The organism is Clostridium yunnanense (assembly GCF_016595795.1).
GTDB lineage: Bacteria > Bacillota > Clostridia > Clostridiales > Clostridiaceae > Clostridium_AR > Clostridium_AR yunnanense.
The window spans coordinates 50,935-70,212 of the sequence record NZ_JAENHN010000010.1 but is presented as its reverse complement, the minus strand read 5'-3'; the positions used below and the strand labels follow the sequence as shown (position 1 = coordinate 70,212).

Here is a 19,278-nt window from a genome sequence, read left to right as displayed (position 1 = left end):
TTAATTATTTTTCAGTAGAATCTTTAAACTCATCTATGATTTCACGAATCTTTCTTGCGTTTTTCGCTATATCCTCCGAGCTTCCGTTGGTTAATAAACCTCCGAAGCCACAAACATCTACTTTGTTTTCCAACCATACATGTAGATTATCAAGAGTAATTCCACCACTAGCTAGAATTGGCATATCAGGAATTGGTGTCTTGAATACCTTCACTAGCTTTGGTCCGTAGAAGTCTGAGACTGGGAAAGCTTTAACAAAGGCAGCCCCTAAACTCAATGCATTTACAGCTTCAGTTAATGAGGTACATCCTGGCGCATAAGGTATCTGATATCTATTACATACTTTTGCTACATCTTCATCATAATTTGGTGCAATAATAAACTGTGCTCCATGTAAAATAGCGTGACGAGCAGTTTCACTATCTAAAACTGTACCTGCTCCAACACAAAGTTCTTCTCCGTACTTTTCGCTAAGTCCTTCGATGATTCTTCCTGCATTATTCAAGGTGTAACTCATCTCCATAACCGGTATACCACCTTTAATGCACCCTTCAGCTATTTCGCATGCACGCTTAAGTGTTTTTACTCTTACTATTGCGAGAGCTCCAACATCCACCATTCTCTTTGTTATATTCATTTTTTTCATATCATTCACCTCGATATTCCTTATTAAATTTCAATTAAAGTTTATCTTTAGTACAAACCACTATTAAACGTAGCTTTATAAGCTTCAACTACACGCTTGATTTCTTCAAGTTTTTCACCAGTAGGTTGTGTTGCTGGAAGACGTGCTGGTCCAACATTTATTCCATTTAACGTAACAGTCTGTTTGATAACAGATGGAATGGTTCCGAACTTAAGAATACGGCGAAGTTCTTCAATGCTGCCTTGTGCTTTTTGAGCTGCTTCCAAATCCCCTTTAATGAAATTGTTATATATAGCTACATCTATTTCCGCTAGAAAATTTGCAGTTGCTGCAACTGCACCTTGTCCACCAGCCTTAAGAATATCAAGAATAAGTGAATCGGAACCTGAGAATACTCCGAAATCTTCTCCTTTAGTTACTTCAAGATAAGCCTTCATGTTTTCCAGCTTTCCGCCACTATCCTTAATACCAACAATGTTCTTAACTTTAGCTAATTCACGTACTGATTCAGGTTCTATGTTAATACCTGTTTTACCTGGCATGTTATACATCAAAATTGGTAAGTTAACTGAAGAAGCAACTGCTTTATAGTGTGCAATTAATTCCGGTTGTGTTGGAGCCACAAAATATGGTGTTATAACCGATAGTGCACTTGCACCAACCTCTTCCATTCTTTTTGATAAATTTATAACTTCACGAGTAGAATTACCACCTGTTCCTACAAAAACAGGAACTCTATTATTTGTATGTTCGATAACAATCTTTGCAAATTCCACTTTTTCATCATCTGTTAGAACATGACATTCGCCATTTGTTCCTAAAATAAATAATCCGTAAACCCCTTTACCGATTAGGTAGTCAATCAATTCACGGGTTGCTTGAGGATTAATATCTTGATTTTCATCAAGAGGTGTGATCATCGCACATATAATACCTTTATATTCCATAAGATTATTTCCCTTCCCTAATAGATTTTCCTAGACTTCCACCCGGATGCCATTTTACATATTGCTGAGCATCAAGACCTTTAGCATACTGCAATGCAATGCTTAATGACTGTAAGGCTATTGTTTCTGCAATAATTGAAGCACGAGGTGCCTTATTAAGAGAGTCGCCTTCTTCTTTAATTCCTGCGAAAATGAAAGTATCGGAAGCATCTTTTAGCCATGAATTAGGATTGCCGCTAACTCCAATAATTTTAGCTTTATTAGCTTTCAAGGTCTCAACAGTTGCTTTTAGTTCTTGGGTTTCACCACTATTTGATATGGCTATAACTACATCACCAGGAACTACTTGGCCACTTGACCCATGTACAGCTTCTGTTCCATGCAATATATATGCTGGTGTTCCAGTTGATGAAAGTAATGAAGAAATATATCCTGACACATGACCTGGTTTACCTATACCAGTAACATGTACACGTCCATAATTTTTTTCTGCTTCAAGTATAAGATCACGAGCCTTATTAATAGCAGCTTCATCAATTGAAGCTATAAATGTTGATATTTCATTAGTCAATATATCTAAAAATTCAGGTATTGTATTTCCAACCATGATTTGTCCTCCTTAAAATTATGGAGCTGTAACATAAAGAGTAAAAACTACAATGTTTATATTAGATTGTTAAATTCTAAAAAAACATATTGTGTTTAGATTTCTCAATGCAACAGCCCCGTATTAATTAACTTAGATAGGTTTTATAAATTGTAAAATTCTATGCAACACATTACCAACTACGTTATAATCTATGTTAGGGAATGTAGCACCTTGTATACCAAGTGTTCCATAAACCGGATATAGTAAGGTTGGAAGGAATGCAAGTAGTAGTCCTGCAATAAATGATCCAAGAACTGCTCCTCTCCATCCACCTGATGAATTACCAAATACCGCTGCTGTACCACCTGAGAAGAAACAGATATGGGCAGCTGGTATAATTACTACAGGAAATATGTTAGGAAAAGCTACCATAACCACGATTGCTAATAGACCTGCAGTATATGAACAGATAAATCCTAAAATAACTGCATTTGGTGCATAAGGGAATACAGTTGGTACGTCTAACGCTGGACGTGATCCTGGAATATACTTTTCTGCTATAATAACGAATGCAGCTGTTATTTCAGCTAAGAACATACGAACACCTGACATTAATACTGACATACCAGCAACGAAGGTAAACGCTTGTACTATAGGATAAACCAACCAGTGCTGTGTCCCAGAAAGTGTTTGAGTAAATGTCTGACCAGCTTTTAAGGTTGCAACATAGAATAAAATCAACATAATTATTGATAGACCCATTAAGAAGTCTTTAAAAACTGATAACCATTTTGGGAACTCGATTGATTCTGTAGTTTCCTCTTTATATTTTGAGAATATACGACCAACATAACCAGATAAACCATATCCAATCATATTGAAGTGACCAATAGCCTGTTCATCTCCACCAGTCAACTGACGCATAAATGGTTGACAGAATTGAGGTAATGCTGCAGACATAAAGCCTAAAATTGTTCCAGCAGTAACTATTGTGATCATGTCACTGAATCCGTGAGCTTTCATAATTAGTACTAATACACAAGAAAAGAATAAACTATGCCCTGTTGTAAAAAATATGTTCTTAAATCTAGTGATACGTGCAAAAACTAAGTTTAATATAAATCCTAAAATCAATGTACATGAAACTGCGAAACCGAAGGTCTTTTGAGCAAGTGCTGTAGCAGCTTCAGGTGATGCTATAACTCCTGTGATTCCAAAACCATATTGAAATAGTTTATTAAAGTTTTGTAGTGATCCAGTCATAGCAGAAGCACCAATACCAAATACTAAAAAGCCTATAAGTGTCTTTGAAGCTCCAGTAAATACATCAGTAGGTGATTTCTTTTGAAGAATCAACCCTATACAAGCAACCACACCAAGTAATACAGCCGGGGTACTCAATAAACTTATGATAAAATCCATATATATCTCTCCCTTATTTTATTAAATTTTATTTTTCTTTTGATGCAAGAAATTGTTCTAATGCTTTTTTGATTTCATTACGATCAATAATATTATGGATACCAATAATATCAAATTTTAAGTTTTTCTTTCTTAATTCTTCAGCAACATCAACTAATGTTTCTACAGCATCTCCAGTAAATCCATTTAGCGAGTCTAATGAACCGTGCTCAACTTCTATCGGAAAATTATTTTCCTTGATTACTTGTTGGGTCTTGATTTTTAACATTAAACTTGAGCCAACACCTGCTCTACATGCGATTAATAATTTATACATAAATAATTCCTCCTTTTATAATTCATGTGATTTTATAAAATCTATAATTTCCTTAGGATCTTTAGCATTGTCTAAAATCTTAAAAAACTCATCCATTTCAAATAATTCAACAAGCTCAGACATTGCACGCAAGTGACTATTATTATCTACAGCACTTAAGCAAAATACATATTTTACAGGATCATTGTCTTCATTTCCAAACTCAACAGGATTTTCTAAAGTAGCAATTCCTATTGCGATTTCTTTTGTTCCTGCTTCTGGTCTTGCGTGTGGCAAAGCCACATGTTTTGTAATTACAATATAGGCCCCAGATTCTTTTGCAGTTTTAACCATGGCATCTACATATTCTCCTGTAGCTTTACCATTCTCAACTAGAACAGATGCTGACTGCCTTATGGCATCCTCACAATCTTTAGCTGAAATCTTTAGTTTTATTAGTCTTTCATTAGTAATGTCACTTAACATAAGTCCTTCATCTCCCTTAGACGTAAAATTCTCTATTTGTGCAAAATAGGATAATAATTCATTTGAAAGCAAACTTTCAGAAGTTACTTTCGCATATTTTTTTACTATATCCATAACTTCATCTATTTTCGGTTGTCTTAAAAAAATATCACCCAATTGAATATACACTTCACGTGTAAGCTTGTATTTTTCTTTTTGGGTCATAACAGGACTAACTTTAATTACTGGTACATCTATTTCTAACCCCTCTGCCTTATAATTAGTAGTAAACACAATATCTACAGGTTCAACAAAATCTTTTAGCTTAGAGGATTCTAATGGTGGTAAAAAGTTTAGTTCCGGAAATAAATTTGTGAGCTCTGCATATAATATAGCCGAGCTACCGACCCCATTTGAACAAACTATTAATGCTGTTCTTTTTCTAAGAATATTGAATTTCTTTCCGCTGGAAAAAATAGCTGCAAAATGCATTGTTAGATATGCTAATTCCTCTTCCTGGATTTCCTCTCCAAATAGGCCGCAGAATTCTTTCATTACATTGCTTACGATTCTATATAATAGTCCATATTCTTCTTTTACCCTTTTACAAAGTGGATTGTATATAGGTAGTTTAAATAAAAGTCTGTAATAAGCTGGCCTAAAATGAGAATATAGTTGCTTGAATATTTTTTCATGACTTACATAATGTACTCCACTTAAATACTCAAACTTTATCATCATTTTGTTCACAATTTCTGTGATTACTTCTCTGTCTCTTGTGCCTTCTTCAAAGTTTCCTACGGATATACCTAAAATCCAAGCACTGATGTACATTATATCGTGAGGTTTTATCTTATCTTTGCTATCATATACTTCTAATAATTCTTCAGCAAATCCATATTCTTTCATAGATGTTAAAGCTGAAATATTAGGAATATCTATATTTTCTGAAGTAATCATTTTATTTGATAGCATTCTGGCTTTTAGAAAAATGAATATATAGATAAATTCAACCAATCTATTCTCAACAAAAGTAATTTTATGTTTTTTTACAAGCTTTGATATGATATCTTTAGCTTCTTCATAACTATCTAATTTGTACTCTTTAATAAAAATGTCAAATACTCTTGATCCATCCTCATTAGATAGTGTCTCTATGATACTTTTAATAAGTATCCTTCTAATCTCCATTTCAGATCCGACTAAATAATAGCCGTTTGTACGATTGTTTTTAACTTCAATCCCCTTTTTCTCTAGATCCGGTATAAAGTCTTTAAAATCAAGATTTACAGTAGATCTACTTATCTTTAGAGAATCTATAAAATGATTAATCGATATATCTTCCAGGTTTATAAAAAGCATCAAATACATATATAAAAGTCGCTCTGTTTTACTAAAGTAGTAAGTATTTTTAGAATTGTTCTTTATTAGGATTTCTTTAATTACATCCTTTGTTTCCTTTTGAACAATTATATCCTTATTGGCCATTAAAGTTATTAGTGGAACCTTTTTAACTTTAAACATGTCATTAATTTTATTTAGTCTGTATGTAACTTGTCTTTTTGTAGAATTTGTTTCTTCTTGCAAAACTTTTGTAGTTATCAGTGTACTATTTAGTAAAATCTGAAGAATTGATACGATTTCTTTATCCATTTATATTAATCCTCGCTTTCTTATTAAGATTAACTATAATCTCGTCTTTGGATTATTATTTTTCATCGCCTCCTCAACATCATTCTATTTTAATTGTATATCGTTTTCAATTCAATTTAGGTTCAACTTTTGTCCGCTGATTGAACAAAAATTAAATAGAAGTGGCAAAACAGTTTAAATTGCTAGGGTCTATGGCATCTATCCAATCGCTATCGGACAGTATAAGTTCCTTTTTCATATCTTTATTCATCTCTTTATTTATCTCTAAGAGACAATACTTTGCCTGTTTGCCTCTTAGTTATTTAAACTTATCTCTTCAAGCTAATATCTCCAAAATTGTTTTGATTTATAATTTTATAGTATTTAAAGTAAGAACGGATATCCTGAGATGCTTATAAAAATCGGAAAGGTAAGTATAGATATATTACAACACAATCAGAGTTTGAACAAATTAAAACCCACGAAAATCCATTTTTAGATTTCCGTGGGTCTTCTAGTGAAAGTAAGTGTTAGTGCTACTACCATGCTTCTGATAGTAACTATCTACATATACATCTCAAAGATTTAATAAAACTGTATATAAAAGTTTAGTATGATAAAATAGGTATCTTTAAAAGATTTCTTGGTGTAAGTTTTCTAAATATCACCATAACATCAAACAAAACCTCTACAAGCTTTATATTTTACATAAACAGTTATTTCATTTCTTCAACTGCAGTATTACCAGCAATTCTTCCGAAGGTAAATATATCAGTTAATGCATTACCGCCAAGACGATTACCTGCATGGATACCTCCAGCAACTTCTCCAGCAGCATAAAGATTTTTAATTGGTTTATCATTTTCGTCTAATACATGGGCTTTAGTGTCTATCTTAAGTCCACCCATTGTATGATGAATTGCTGGCTTTCTAGGAGTAGCATAAAACGGTGCTTTTAAAACTTTTAAGCTAAAGGTATCCTTATGGAATTCTGGATCAAAGCCTGCATCAACATATGAATTATATTTATTAATAGTGTCTACAAGAGTTGCAGGATCCATACCAACTTTTACTGCTAGCTCTTCTAGGGTATCTGCTCTAAATAAAGTGCCAGCTTCTACCTGACGATCTATCTTTTCTTGACTTGTATTAGCTGCAGTTTTCTTTATTTCATCATCAGCTATAAGGTAGAATAAACCACCCTGTTCAATAGCAGCTTTTGTTAAAACATCTCTTCCAGAGAATTCATTAATAAATCTTTTTCCTTCTTTATTAACTATTACAAAGTTTTCAGGAGGTACTTGAAGTCCACTAAATAATTCACCAGTTTCAGGATCAGCTACAGGCATCATTTGGGTAAAGCCCATTCCTGTAAGTGCTGCGCCTACGGATTTACCAAGTAATATCCCATCACCAGTCATAGCGTAGGAGTTAGTAGTTTTTATATCATCAGCAATTTCACTCCAGTAAGTGTTGTATTCTTTTAGCATCTTTGTGTTTGCACCAAAACCACCGCTTGCAAGCACTACTGCTTTTGCATGAATAGTTATCTTTTGGCCATTAACACCAGTTGCTATAACTCCCTTTATTTCACCATCTTCTATAATAAATTCTTTTACAGGGCTATCAGTAATGATTTTTCCTGAGTTATCTTGTACATATTTTGTTAGTGAAAGTATAAAGGATGAGCCATGGCTTTTGGTAGGCTTATGACCACGGCGCCAAAGTGCACCAACAGGAGCAAATACTATGTTCTTATCATACTCAACCCCTATTTCCTCTAGCCATTTAACACTTTCTAAAGCTCTGTCTGTAAGTATCTTTACTAGGTCATATTGTCCGTATATGGTGTTGCCATTAAGATCAGTTCTTTTACCACCAAAATATGTTTGCATTCTGTGAAGTAGTGGAGAGTCAAATAGATGTCCCTTTTGTGTACCAAACTTTTCTTGGTAAGCTGAAAACTCTTTTCTAAGTGCACGGAAATCCTCTATATATTCTGGATGAATTAAGCTCTCATCTGTATCTAATAGTGCTTCAATAGTATGCCTTTCTCCTGGATTTTCTTCAAACTGTATCTGCCACTCTGGATCTGCAGCATTGACAGGACCACCAGAACGTATGGTATTTCCACCTACTGCTGGATATTTTTCAAGAACAATAGCACTTGCACCACTTTGCAGCGCTGTTGCAGCTGCACTTAGTCCAGCGCCACCTCCACCTACAACTACTACATCACAAGTATACTCTTCATCTTCTTTGATTAAGCTACTAGCAGGCTTTGGGCGTCTCTTAAGTATGTCAGGATTAACTCCTGCAAGCTTAACTGCTTTTGCTACACCATCTATTACAGCATTACTAGTTTCTGAAGCACCTGAAAGAGCATCAACATTTAATGTCTGTCCTTCGATTATTTTATCTGGTATTCTTACAAAAACTACATCTGCAAGCCCTTCTGTCTCGCCCTCTGTATTTATATCTATACTTTCTATTCTATCCTCACTAAAAGATACCTTCATTGGAAGACTTCCGCTGTGCCCTATTGCACTTACCTCATATACTCCTGGTTTGAAGGTAAACTCTTCTTCTTCGTTTAGCTTATTTGAAATCTTTGCAAAGCGCATAAAGCGTAGGAAGCATATTTCTAGGAAATCTATGGTTCTTTCATTGTTTAGATTACCTTGTTCATCAAATGCTTTATTTGCACTTCCAAGTAAAAACTCATATCCTGGCATTACATTTGCATCAACACCTGGTGCATCTAGGATTTGACGAAGATGTAGCTGCGCACGAGAAGAACCTTGAGTATCAAGAGAAGCACCAAGGATCATTACTGGTTTGCCAGCAAGTGGATGAAGATCAAAGCTTAGCCATTCAATTAAGCTTTTAAGACTAGATGCTATTGAGTGATTATACTCAGGGGTAGCTATAATAACACCATCACTTGCTATAATCTTATCATTGAACATCTGTATCACTTCACTTGAGGACTGATTATCAGATTGATTAAACATAGGAACATCTGTAATCTCAAGTATCTCTATTTCTGCCTTTGACTCAAAGTATTTTTTCATAAACTGAAGTAGTTTACGATTATATGATCTTTTTGCACTAGTTCCAACAATCGCTATAAATTTCATTGATATTAATCCTCCTACTCTTGCCAAGTGAATTTTTTAACTTTTTTATTTAAAGCTTTTTCTGCTAAAAGTTTTGATGTAATATCTGTAAATAGAAGAAACTCTCTGAAAATTTCATCTAGCTCTGATAGCTTGTCTAAATAAATAAGATTTCCTTCGCTATCAAATGCACCTTGTGATTTTCCTAAAAGGAATTCACTGCTTGGCATGATTCTGGCTGCAAGCTCAGGCGAATCAAGTATCTGTCTAAGATGTGCCTGTGCACGAGAAGAACCAAGCGTACCATGGGAAGCTCCCACAATTAAAACTGGTTTGTCAGTAAGTGCTTGACTAGTGTAACTAATCCATTCAAGAGCACTCTTTAAAACTGCAGGTATTGCATGATCGTACTCTGGAGTTGCTATTATTACTCCATCTGCTTTAAGAATTTTATCAGATAATTCTGCTACCTTTTCAGGAATATCAGAATCCTCTGGTTCATTAAAGGCAGGTAAAGCCTTAATTTCATATAGTTCTATCTCTGCCTCACTGGAAAAATGCTTTTGCATAAATTGAAGCAGTATACGATTAGTTGACACGTCTGAGTTAGTACCTACAATTGCTAAATATTTCATAGTAATCTCCTCTCTCTATTTTGAAGACTTCATAATTTCAATAATTATTTGATATAATTTTAACATGTTGAATATATTATATCTAATAGTTATTTATTGAAGTTTGATAACATATTTGTTATAATCAAACACAATAAAAAACAAGTTAATTGTTTCACAAAAGGATGAATTAAATGTCAAAATACTATTCTCAAGATATTTTGTATTATATTGATGCCATTTTAAAGTACAGTAATTATGGCAAGGCTGCCAAATCACTTTATATTTCTCAACCTTACTTGACACAGGTTATTAAAAGGGTAGAAAGTCAGTTAGAATGTGAGCTTATCAATCGTAGCAATCTGCCCTATCGATTAACCGAGCAGGGAAAGATATATTATCAGTATTTAACTTCAATAGAAAATAATTATGCGAAACTCCTTAGAGAAATATCAGCTGTGACAGATATAGATAGCAAGGTTATCAAGATAGGAGTACTTCCTAGTCTCGGAACCTATCTTTTACCTCTCTTTTTACCAAAATTTTTAGATATGCATCCAAACTGTAAAATAGAGCTTTCAGAGGCTTTACCAGAAAAAAATGAAAAACTAACTCAGAATGGTGAATTAGATTTTTGGCTTGGACAAAATTCAACAAATATTTCTCCCAACCTAAACTCCATTACTTGGGGCAGACACCGATACCGTGCTGTTATTCCTCGCAGTTGTGATCTATATCAGAAAGACGTGGCCATTATTCCAGAGGGAACTATCGACATAAACAAGATATTGTGTCAAAAGCTGATACTAACTTCCAAGGGTTCTGCTATAAGAAAGCAGATAGACCAGTTATTAAGCCTTTATAAGGTGGAACCCAAAATCATAATGGAAAGCACCGAAATCTATACTGTACGTAACCTTGCAACCAGTAATTTAGGACTGACCTTTATACCAGAAAGCATCAATGTAAAGGAATGTCCATCTGAATACAATATATATCAAATTCCAGCTGATGAGCTGAGTTTAGATTATTTTATAGCATATAACAGTGAAAAAAAACTAACTGCCGTTGATAAAGACCTTATAGAAGCATTTCTAACTCATGGCCAAAATAATTTCAATATAGGAGATCAAAATGAACGAGTATAAGAAGATAATATATCTTATGGGAACAAAAATCTCTCTATATATAAAAGCAGATGCTGCTGAAAAGCTTGCAGAAAAGGCTGAGGATATGCTGATTCATTATGAAGAAGTCTTTAGCGCCAACAGTGATAACTCACAGCTTGCGATGCTAAAAAAAGAAGCTTCATTTGCTCCACAAAAAGTAGATGAAGAACTGTATGAGCTGATAAAGATAGGTAAAGAACATAGTCTATGTGAAAATACATATTTAAATATAGCAATAGGTCCATTAATAAAATTATGGAAAATAGGTTTTGAGGGGGCACATGTACCAGAGAAAGAAGCTATAGCACATGTACTGGAACTTTTAAAGCCTGAAAATATACAACTAGATGATGAAAAAAACACCGTGTATTTCTTGAAAAAAGGTATTGAGATAGACCTTGGAGCTATAGCCAAGGGCTATTTTGCTGATAAGGTTATGGAATTATTTAAAGAAAATGGAGCTGTTTCAGCTATGGTAGATATGGGTGGCAATGTCCTCGTTTTTGGAGAGTCTCCATCGATCGGCGGTGACTGGAATGTAGGAATACAAAATCCATTTCTACCAAGAGGAAATGTGGTGGCACTTGTGAAAATAAAAGATCAATCCGTTGTAACCTCAGGAATATATGAGAGAATGTTCGAAAAGGATGGTAGTAAATACCACCATATATTTGACAGCAAAACAGGCTATCCAATAGAAAGCAATATAGCTTCTTTAACTATTATTGCTGATAAATCCCTAGACTGCGATATATATACTACAAAATTATTTGGATTAGATGCTACTTCAATTATTCGTAGAGTTAATAGCATTAAGGGGATGGGTGCTGTTGTAATAACTGTGGATGGAAAAATGGCCTATACAGATAATCTTAAAGGAAAAATATATCCATTAACAATGTAGTATTCATTAATACAAAAATAGCCTTAGGCAAATTATATCAATGCCTAAGGCTAAAAAACCTCATTTACTTATGATACGGTTCTCCGTAACTACTCCAAGTGAGGTTTTTCCACAATTCTATCAATTCTAGAAACTAAGATCTTCTCCATTAGTTGCTATTACTTTCTTGTACCAATAAAATGATTTTTTCTTATTTCTTTTTAAGGTTCCATTTCCTTCATCGTCCATTTCTACATATACAAAACCATATCTTTTTTTCATCTCGCCAGTTCCTGCAGAAACTAAATCAATGCACCCCCATGGTGTATAACCCATTAAGTCAACACCGTCTAAAGTAACTGCCTTTTTCATTTCTGCAATATGATCTTTGAAGTATTGTATACGATAATCATCCACCACATATCCATCTTCATCAGGCTTATCAATAGTCCCCATCCCGTTTTCAACAATAAATAGAGGTTTCTGATACCTATCATAAAGTTCAGATAAAGTGTATCTTAACCCAACAGGGTCAATAGCCCATCCCCACTCCGTTTTTTTAAGGAAAGGATTTGCATCCCCCATTTGCCCGCCAGTGTCTGTATTCTGAACGATTTCAGTATGATATACACTGCTACGGTAATAACTAAATGATAAAAAGTCTGAGGGGTAATTCTTTATTATTACGTCATCCCCAGGTTCTTTTTTTATGGTTACTCCCATCTCTTCAAAAAAGCGGTCTGCGTAAGATGGATAATATCCCCTCATCATAATATCAGAGTAAATCAAAGCTCCTCTTCGATAATCCAATGCTCCAAATATATTTTCTGGTTTACAATCTTTCGGGTAAATACAGCTTAAAGCAACCATACAACCAATTTGTGCATCTTCAATGATTTCGTGACAAAGTTTATTAGCAAGGGCACTGGCAACAAACATATGATGCTTTGCTTGATAACGCATCTGAGCTGTAGCTTCTCTGGTCCCCATAAAGGCGTAGCCATTTAGTACATTAATTTCGTTAATAGTAATCCAATATTTAACTAAATCTTTATACCTAGTAAATACCTCTTTGCACATTCTTAAAAAACAATCAATGGTTTGACGCCCCCCCCAACCATTATAATGTTCAGCCAAATAAGCAGGCGTTTCAAAATGATATAGCGTAACTAATGGTTCGATATTATATTTCTTGCACTCATTAAAAACATCTTCGTAAAACTTTAACCCTTCTTCATTTGGTTGTTCCCCTTCAATTCCACCATTTGGGAAAATACGAGACCAACTAAGAGATAGTCGGAAACATTTCAATCCCATCTCTCCAAAAAGAGCAATGTCTTCTTTAAAATGATGATAAAAATCAACAGCTTTATGACTAGGATAATAAACAGATTCATCGATATAGCCTGCTGCACCTTCTGGTATAGTGTCAATTTTGGGATCACCAGTAGGTCGACGGTTTACCACTTTTTTTGTGCCGTCTTTTAACTGGATTGTAATTTTCCTTGGACGATCTGCAGTTCCATTAGTTATGAAGTCGCTTGTTGCAAGCCCCCGCCCGCCTTCATTATATCCACCTTCATATTGATTTGCAGCTGTAGCTCCACCCCATAAAAAATTTTCCGGAAAAACTTTTTTCATTGAAATTCATTTCCTTTCTAAAGTACATTACTTTTTTTGATTTTATAAAAACAAAAACTGCCCAAAATAAGTTGGGCAATCCTAAAAATGGATCTGCATTAAGCCTTTTTGATAAGTTTATACAAATCAGTGATTTCACTGGCCATATCTTTAAGGGCCATGGAAGTCATAAAATGGTCTTGTGCATGAACCATAATAAGAGAAAAATCAAATTCCTCTCCGCCTGCTTCCTTTTGTATTAAGCTAGTTTGAAAATGATGTGCCTCATTTAAAGCATTATCTGCTTCTATCAATTTTGCTTCTACTTCATCAAAATTGCCTTCTTTCGCTTTTTGGATTGCTTCCATTGCCGAGCTTCTTGCGTTCCCAGCGTGAAGGATTAATTGAAATGCAATATTATATAGTTCTTCTTTATTCATAATTAAAGTCCTCTCACTTGTATTAAGGAGGCAGGCAATAGACAAATATATACCTGCCTCACTTTCTTTAGTTAGTCAGCCCTTCCTCTTCTCTCTTCTTCGCCTTATCATAGATTCTGAAGAAAGGAGTATAGATTAGGAATGAAATAAAAATATTAACTACATTCATCACTGCGCCCGAAATATGTCCACCGGATGCAAGATAGCCTGCGATAATCGGTGGCGTTGTCCAAGGGACTGCAATACCTGTAGGTAACGCTACCCATCCAAAATTCATTGCAATAAAAGTTACAATAACGACAACAAGTGAAGTAATGATAAATGGAATAATCATTAGCGGGTTTAACATTATTGGCAATCCAAAGATTACTGGCTCGTTTATGTTAAAAATAGCAGGAGCTATTGATAAACGACTAAGACTTTTCATTTGCTTTGATCTAGAAAAGATTAACATTGCAAGAACTAAGCCAAATGTTACACCCGTTCCACCGATGTGGATAAAGTTATCCCAGAATTGCATAGTAGCAACATGTGGTAGATGTTGTCCAGCTTGATATGCTGCAGCATTGTCACCGGAAGCACTAAGCCAAATTGGTTCCATAACACTTTTAACAATGTTTGTACCATGCAATCCAGCACCCCATAGTAATGTTACAAAAAATTCAGCAACAAGGGATCCACCAAGAGTAAGTCCCACCATTTTTAACGGATCACCTAGAATTGTGGTAACTAAGCCATTAATCGTTCCATAACTAGTGGTTTCAACGAGTAAACGTACTCCCCAAACCAAAAGAATAACAGCAAATCCTGGAATTAGAGCTGCAAATGATTTACCAACAGTTGGTGGTACACCATCTGGCATTTTAATAATAATTTCTTTTTGGACGAACCAACGATAAATTTCTGTTGATATAATTGCAATAAGTAATGCAACAAACAAACCTTTACTGCTTAAAAATGCTTTTGAAAGTGCACCGGTTACCATAACAGCATCTTTAGCTCCGGCTGCCTTAAATAGGAAATTAAATGGTGTTGTTAATAAGAAGGCAGACACTGAAATAGTACCGGCACTCAACTTATCAACCTTATAGCTTTCAGCTAATCGGTAAGCTACAGCGAATGCAGCAATGAGCGACATGATATTGTAAGTTGCATCTACCGGATAGTTTAAACTATTTTTCCAGCCTGCGCCGAAAATAGAACTCATCCATTCTGCATATCCATTAATTGGAAAGTTGGCCAAGATTAGAAATAATGACCCAATGATCATGAATGGCATAGTGGCAATCAGACCATCACGGAGCGCCAATAAGTGTCTTTGCGCACCGACTCTTGCTGCAACAGGCATTACCTTTTGTTCTAGAAAGTCGTTGTATTTGCTCATTTTCTTCTTCCCCTCTTAATTTATTTGTTACTTACTAACTTTATAGCAGTTTTTAGAACTTCTTCGCCATTACACATCCCGTAGTGAGTTGGGTCAATAGTATCTACTGGAATACCTTTCTCATCCCCTAATGCTTTTATTTTTGAAAGTAGATATCGAACTTGTGGTCCTAAAAGAACGACATCCGCCTTGTCAATGTGTTCATTGATCTGAGTTGCCGGAGCGGCCCAAATTTTCCCTTCCAAACCTTGTTTTTCTGCGGCCTTTTCCATTTTGGTCACAAGCAAACTTGTACTCATCCCAGCTGCACAACATAATAAAATATTCATTGTTTCTCCTCCTATAAAAAGTTTTTTAATAAAATAAGTAGCCAATTATCTAAGCTGCATCAATTGACAACCTTTTCATTTCGCTTTGATTACTTGTTGTTTATAGTTTATTCTAAAACTTATTTGTTTTACAGAAAGGATTTTTCCGTTGATAACGGAAAAAGGTATCCTGCTATGAATATCACTTCTGTTTTATATTGCACTCTTAAGTTTTATTACTTTGTTTATTGAATTTAACTTACATTTCGTTATTTACACCCATTTACAAGCCTTACTATATCTTCAGCTGATTCGCTCCTCAGAACTTTTTGGATCATTGTCCTGTTTTCAACTAAAGCAATGAGCCTTCGATACATCCCTTCCAGATCTTCCTTAGGATTTTTTCCAATGTTTAACAAACAGATAAATTGAACCATATTCTTACCTGCCCATTCTATAGGCTTTTTTAATGTGCACACAGTCCAAAATGTTTCCTCTGTTTCTGGTTCGAATGGATGAGGAATGGCAACAAAATTTCCAAAGCTAGTTGCAGCGATTTCCTCCCTTTCAAATACAGAATTTACATAATCCTTAGAAACAAGTTTTTGTTTGTGTAATTCTTCACACATAAAACGGATTACGCTTTCTTTGTCATCAAAGTTTTTATGAATAAAAACTCTGGATTCATCTAGATATCTGCGTTCCTCGGAGCCCTTTACAGACCTCAGTTTCTCCTGAATACTTACAATATCTTCCCCTCCTAAAAAAGTATGAACAACTTGCACAGGAACTCCTATATCTTCTTTTAATGGAATCGTACTAATAATAAAATCAATTGAGGATAGATCGTATTCATTTAATTGATAGTAACTAGTTGTGGCCACAATATCTATTTCATCTTTAAATTCATTTTTCAAACGATAGTACAATAATTTTGCGCTTCCAACACCTGAATTGCAAACCACAATTACTCGTTTTGTCTTTATTTGGATTGCCTTAATTCTTTCTAATGCCACGCCTATATGTAATGCAATATAAGCAATTTCATGTTCTCCTACTTCAACCCCCAAGTAGTGCTCTATACATCTGCTAGCAATGGCGGCACCTTGAAAAGCACTAGGATATTTCCTTTTAATGTCGTCTAATAATGGATTCCGAATGCTCATACTATAGCGTAATCGATTCATTGCGGGTCCTATGTGCATAATCATGGCTTGAATGAATTCAGAGTCCCCATAAAAATCCCAATTAAAATTGGTTTTCAATTTTTCCAGCATACAATTAATGATGGTGCGTAAATTATCATTTTCGCTAGATTCATTTAAAACATTCTTATGAATTAATTTTGTACCTAACAAATGGACGATAATATAATTAATTTCAGCTTCCGGAAAAATTTTACCGGTAAACTCCTCAACTTCCTTAACAATTTCATTAGCTATTATACTTTCAAATGGATATTTTCCAATTACATCCTGTTCGAAATTTTCAATGACAAACCCTTCATCAATCCTTTTGCATCCAATGGCAATATGAGTTGCCAAATTTTCAAGTGTAATGTCCGAAATTTCAAATTCATATTTATTCACCTTTTTTATGATGATTTCCCTAATTTTTTCAAACAGATTTTTATCCAATAGTTGTAAGGACTTACTGTCAATGTTTAAGTTGTTATTTCGACTTAAAATATAATTTGAAAGGCATATCCGCTTCATATATTCATCGCCCTCCACATGCATACCATAATGCGGTGTCGAAACTAACTTCAAATGATAACTCTCCAATATTTCACGGACCATTTTTAAGTCATTTTGCAACTTAGGCTTAGAAACAAATAGGGATTCCTCAAGACTTTCTAATTTTACTGGGTCCTTTCCTAATAACAATCGCCTTAATATATATATAACCCGATTTTGATGTTCGTAAAGATTTGATTGAGTATCATCCATGGAGTCTTTTTCATTAAGAGTAAATTCTTTTTCAAAAGTTGCAAAATCCTTTACTTTTAATAAATAGCCTTTTCCACGAAACGATTCAATAACAATTCCTAACAAAACACTTTGTGATTGAAGTTCTTTGATCTCAGTTCTAATGGTTCTGTCACTTACTCCAAGTTCTTTTGCCATCCATTCAGACGTAACAGGGTCTTTTGACTTCATTAAAGACAACACGATGTCTTTTTGGCGTTTCGAAACCACTTTTCGGCCCCCTTTTCTATGTTCTTTTCTTAATCGATATTTACGTCCTTATTTTTATACTGCTTGAAAGCGTTGTCAAGTAAAAAAATTTACTTTTTTTGAAGTATATAGGAAAAAACATTTATTTCAGGATTTTGACACAGCAATTCTTATGTCTAATAGTGAATATTTGGGATATATTATTTTTTTATCTCTTAGGAGTGTTTTCTCCAATTAGTGAAATTAATATTCTTACAGATAATCCTGTTAGATAAGGCAATGAGAAAGGCTACAATTCATCAAGGACCTACTATTAAAATAGTAATTCCTTCAATATATTGTATATTCACAAAATTTGAACAAAAAAGATTTAGATGCGGTGTTATCAGATTATATAAAAAATAATTATTTCAATTGGTCTAATGTATCATCAAGTGAAAAATATGAAGTTCATAAAATTTATGGAATTGATGAAAGATTTGGACTTAAATACGTATATATGTATACATTATTCGAATCTGGTACAAACGCTGGAGGATCTAACCCATTAGTTGTTATAGTTAAAGAGGATTCGAATGGTACGTATTCCGTAGTAAATCATAAAGCACCTAAAGAAGGTGATGAGAACTGGCTATCACTAAAAATAATATTTCCTCATAAGTATCTAGTTGCTATAAACTCAACTGAAACAGTAAAAGAATTGCAAGAAGAAATGGGTTCTACTAAATAATAAGTTTATGGAAACAAAGTAAGGTATTAGGGTATAGCTTGTCCTGTTTTTACAGTTGCTTAGCCATTAGATACTCCCATTACCCACCTTAGGAAAACATTATTAATCTTTCAAAATAAAAAAATGATTAATTTTTAACCAGGAGCGATGCTCCTTTCTTGTTTAAAGAAAGAAATCTCCACAACATTGAAATATATAATCAATTTATTAGTTATTTATTAACACACAATTTTAATTCTAGCATTAAACCTACAGTTATTAATAAAATACAAGTTTTGTATTTCTTAAATTTCATTTTGAACACTAAATATTCCTATTAATAATTTTTATATTTATCAAATGTAGGTAATACTATTACCATACTAATCTCAATAAATATCACTTTTGGAGGGACATATGCTGACAAATGAAGAAAAAGCTTATATCGCTGGAATAATTGATGGCGAAGGTAGCATTATGCTAACCAGCTTTCACAGAAATGAACTTCATTCCCCTTGTGTTTCCATAGCTTCTACAACCCTAGAGCTTCTTCAATGGATTAAAGACAAAACAAATACCGGAGTAATTAAAAGAAAGAAAAATTATAATACTGAAAGACATAAAGATTGTTTTTCATATACATTGAGATACAATGATGCCATAAACTTTCTAGAAATGATATCACCTTACCTTGTTATTGAAAGTAAAAAACGTAGAGCTCTAATGATTATAAATGAATACAAAAGCTTAACGCCTAGAAATGGTAGGTATTCTGAAGAACTCTTAGAAAAGAAAAGAGAGTTTTATGAAAGGTTTATTGCACTTAAATAGGGAAACCCCCTAGACATTTCTGTCTAGG

At 34.1% G+C, this 19,278-nt stretch carries 17 protein-coding genes; 4 read left to right on the top strand and 13 right to left on the bottom strand.

Going from position 1 to position 19,278, the window contains the following annotated elements:
* Positions 1–4: 4 nt before the first annotated feature.
* The 8 genes from JHL18_RS03635 to JHL18_RS03600 all read right to left on the bottom strand — a co-directional run bounded on the left by JHL18_RS03635 (position 5) and on the right by JHL18_RS03600 (position 9,750).
* Positions 5–646 (bottom strand): beta/alpha barrel domain-containing protein, encoded by a 642-nt coding sequence (locus tag JHL18_RS03635; protein WP_200266273.1) that lies wholly within the window; start codon positions 644–646, stop codon positions 5–7.
* Positions 647–693: 47 nt separating this feature from the next.
* Complete coding sequence (gene dapA / locus JHL18_RS03630) at positions 694–1,593, bottom strand: 4-hydroxy-tetrahydrodipicolinate synthase (RefSeq protein WP_200266272.1); 900 nt, start codon at positions 1,591–1,593, stop codon at positions 694–696.
* 4 nt (positions 1,594–1,597) lie between these two features.
* Positions 1,598–2,200, bottom strand: a complete 603-nt coding sequence (locus JHL18_RS03625) for an SIS domain-containing protein (protein ID WP_200266271.1) — start codon at positions 2,198–2,200, stop codon at positions 1,598–1,600.
* A 132-nt stretch (positions 2,201–2,332) separates the two neighbouring features.
* On the bottom strand, positions 2,333–3,604 hold the full coding sequence (locus tag JHL18_RS03620; RefSeq protein WP_200266270.1) for a PTS ascorbate transporter subunit IIC: 1,272 nt from the start codon (positions 3,602–3,604) through the stop codon (positions 2,333–2,335).
* Between the two features lie 28 nt (positions 3,605–3,632).
* Positions 3,633–3,920, bottom strand: a complete 288-nt coding sequence (locus JHL18_RS03615; protein WP_200266269.1) for a PTS sugar transporter subunit IIB — start codon at positions 3,918–3,920, stop codon at positions 3,633–3,635.
* Between the two features lie 15 nt (positions 3,921–3,935).
* The gene (locus tag JHL18_RS03610; RefSeq protein WP_200266268.1) at positions 3,936–6,017 is read right to left on the bottom strand and encodes a BglG family transcription antiterminator; all 2,082 of its coding nucleotides are present in this window, start codon (positions 6,015–6,017) and stop codon (positions 3,936–3,938) included.
* A gap of 695 nt (positions 6,018–6,712) precedes the next feature.
* On the bottom strand, positions 6,713–9,136 hold the full coding sequence (locus JHL18_RS03605) for a flavocytochrome c (protein ID WP_200266267.1): 2,424 nt from the start codon (positions 9,134–9,136) through the stop codon (positions 6,713–6,715).
* A gap of 14 nt (positions 9,137–9,150) precedes the next feature.
* Positions 9,151–9,750 carry an NADPH-dependent FMN reductase gene (locus JHL18_RS03600; RefSeq protein WP_200266266.1) on the bottom strand — a complete coding sequence of 200 codons (600 nt, stop codon included), beginning with the start codon at positions 9,748–9,750 and terminating at the stop codon, positions 9,151–9,153.
* Positions 9,751–9,923: 173 nt separating this feature from the next.
* Between JHL18_RS03600 and JHL18_RS03595 the strand changes: the two genes are divergently transcribed.
* Complete coding sequence (locus JHL18_RS03595) at positions 9,924–10,877, top strand: LysR family transcriptional regulator (protein WP_200266265.1); 954 nt, start codon at positions 9,924–9,926, stop codon at positions 10,875–10,877.
* Complete coding sequence (locus JHL18_RS03590) at positions 10,864–11,802, top strand: FAD:protein FMN transferase (RefSeq protein WP_200266264.1); 939 nt, start codon at positions 10,864–10,866, stop codon at positions 11,800–11,802. The genes JHL18_RS03595 and JHL18_RS03590 overlap by 14 nt, the downstream gene beginning before the upstream one ends.
* Positions 11,803–11,928: 126 nt before the next feature.
* On the opposite strand, the gene JHL18_RS03585 is transcribed toward JHL18_RS03590, so the two are convergent.
* From JHL18_RS03585 to JHL18_RS26425, 5 genes are all read right to left on the bottom strand, one after another.
* The gene (locus JHL18_RS03585) at positions 11,929–13,422 is read right to left on the bottom strand and encodes a family 1 glycosylhydrolase (protein WP_200266263.1); all 1,494 of its coding nucleotides are present in this window, start codon (positions 13,420–13,422) and stop codon (positions 11,929–11,931) included.
* 98 nt (positions 13,423–13,520) lie between these two features.
* Positions 13,521–13,841: a PTS sugar transporter subunit IIA gene (locus JHL18_RS03580; protein WP_200266262.1), complete on the bottom strand. Its 321-nt coding sequence runs from the start codon at positions 13,839–13,841 to the stop codon at positions 13,521–13,523.
* A gap of 67 nt (positions 13,842–13,908) precedes the next feature.
* Complete coding sequence (celB, locus tag JHL18_RS03575) at positions 13,909–15,225, bottom strand: PTS cellobiose transporter subunit IIC (RefSeq protein ID WP_200266261.1); 1,317 nt, start codon at positions 15,223–15,225, stop codon at positions 13,909–13,911.
* A 20-nt stretch (positions 15,226–15,245) separates the two neighbouring features.
* Positions 15,246–15,554 (bottom strand): PTS sugar transporter subunit IIB, encoded by a 309-nt coding sequence (locus JHL18_RS03570; protein WP_200266260.1) that lies wholly within the window; start codon positions 15,552–15,554, stop codon positions 15,246–15,248.
* 248 nt (positions 15,555–15,802) lie between these two features.
* The gene (locus JHL18_RS26425; protein ID WP_200266259.1) at positions 15,803–17,731 is read right to left on the bottom strand and encodes a PRD domain-containing protein; all 1,929 of its coding nucleotides are present in this window, start codon (positions 17,729–17,731) and stop codon (positions 15,803–15,805) included.
* 334 nt (positions 17,732–18,065) lie between these two features.
* On the opposite strand from JHL18_RS26425, the gene JHL18_RS03560 reads away from it, so the two are divergent.
* Both JHL18_RS03560 and JHL18_RS03555 read left to right on the top strand, forming a co-directional pair.
* Complete coding sequence (locus JHL18_RS03560; RefSeq protein ID WP_200266258.1) at positions 18,066–18,440, top strand: hypothetical protein; 375 nt, start codon at positions 18,066–18,068, stop codon at positions 18,438–18,440.
* 399 nt (positions 18,441–18,839) lie between these two features.
* Positions 18,840–19,250: an LAGLIDADG family homing endonuclease gene (locus JHL18_RS03555; protein ID WP_200266949.1), complete on the top strand. Its 411-nt coding sequence runs from the start codon at positions 18,840–18,842 to the stop codon at positions 19,248–19,250.
* Positions 19,251–19,278: the final 28 nt, after the last annotated feature.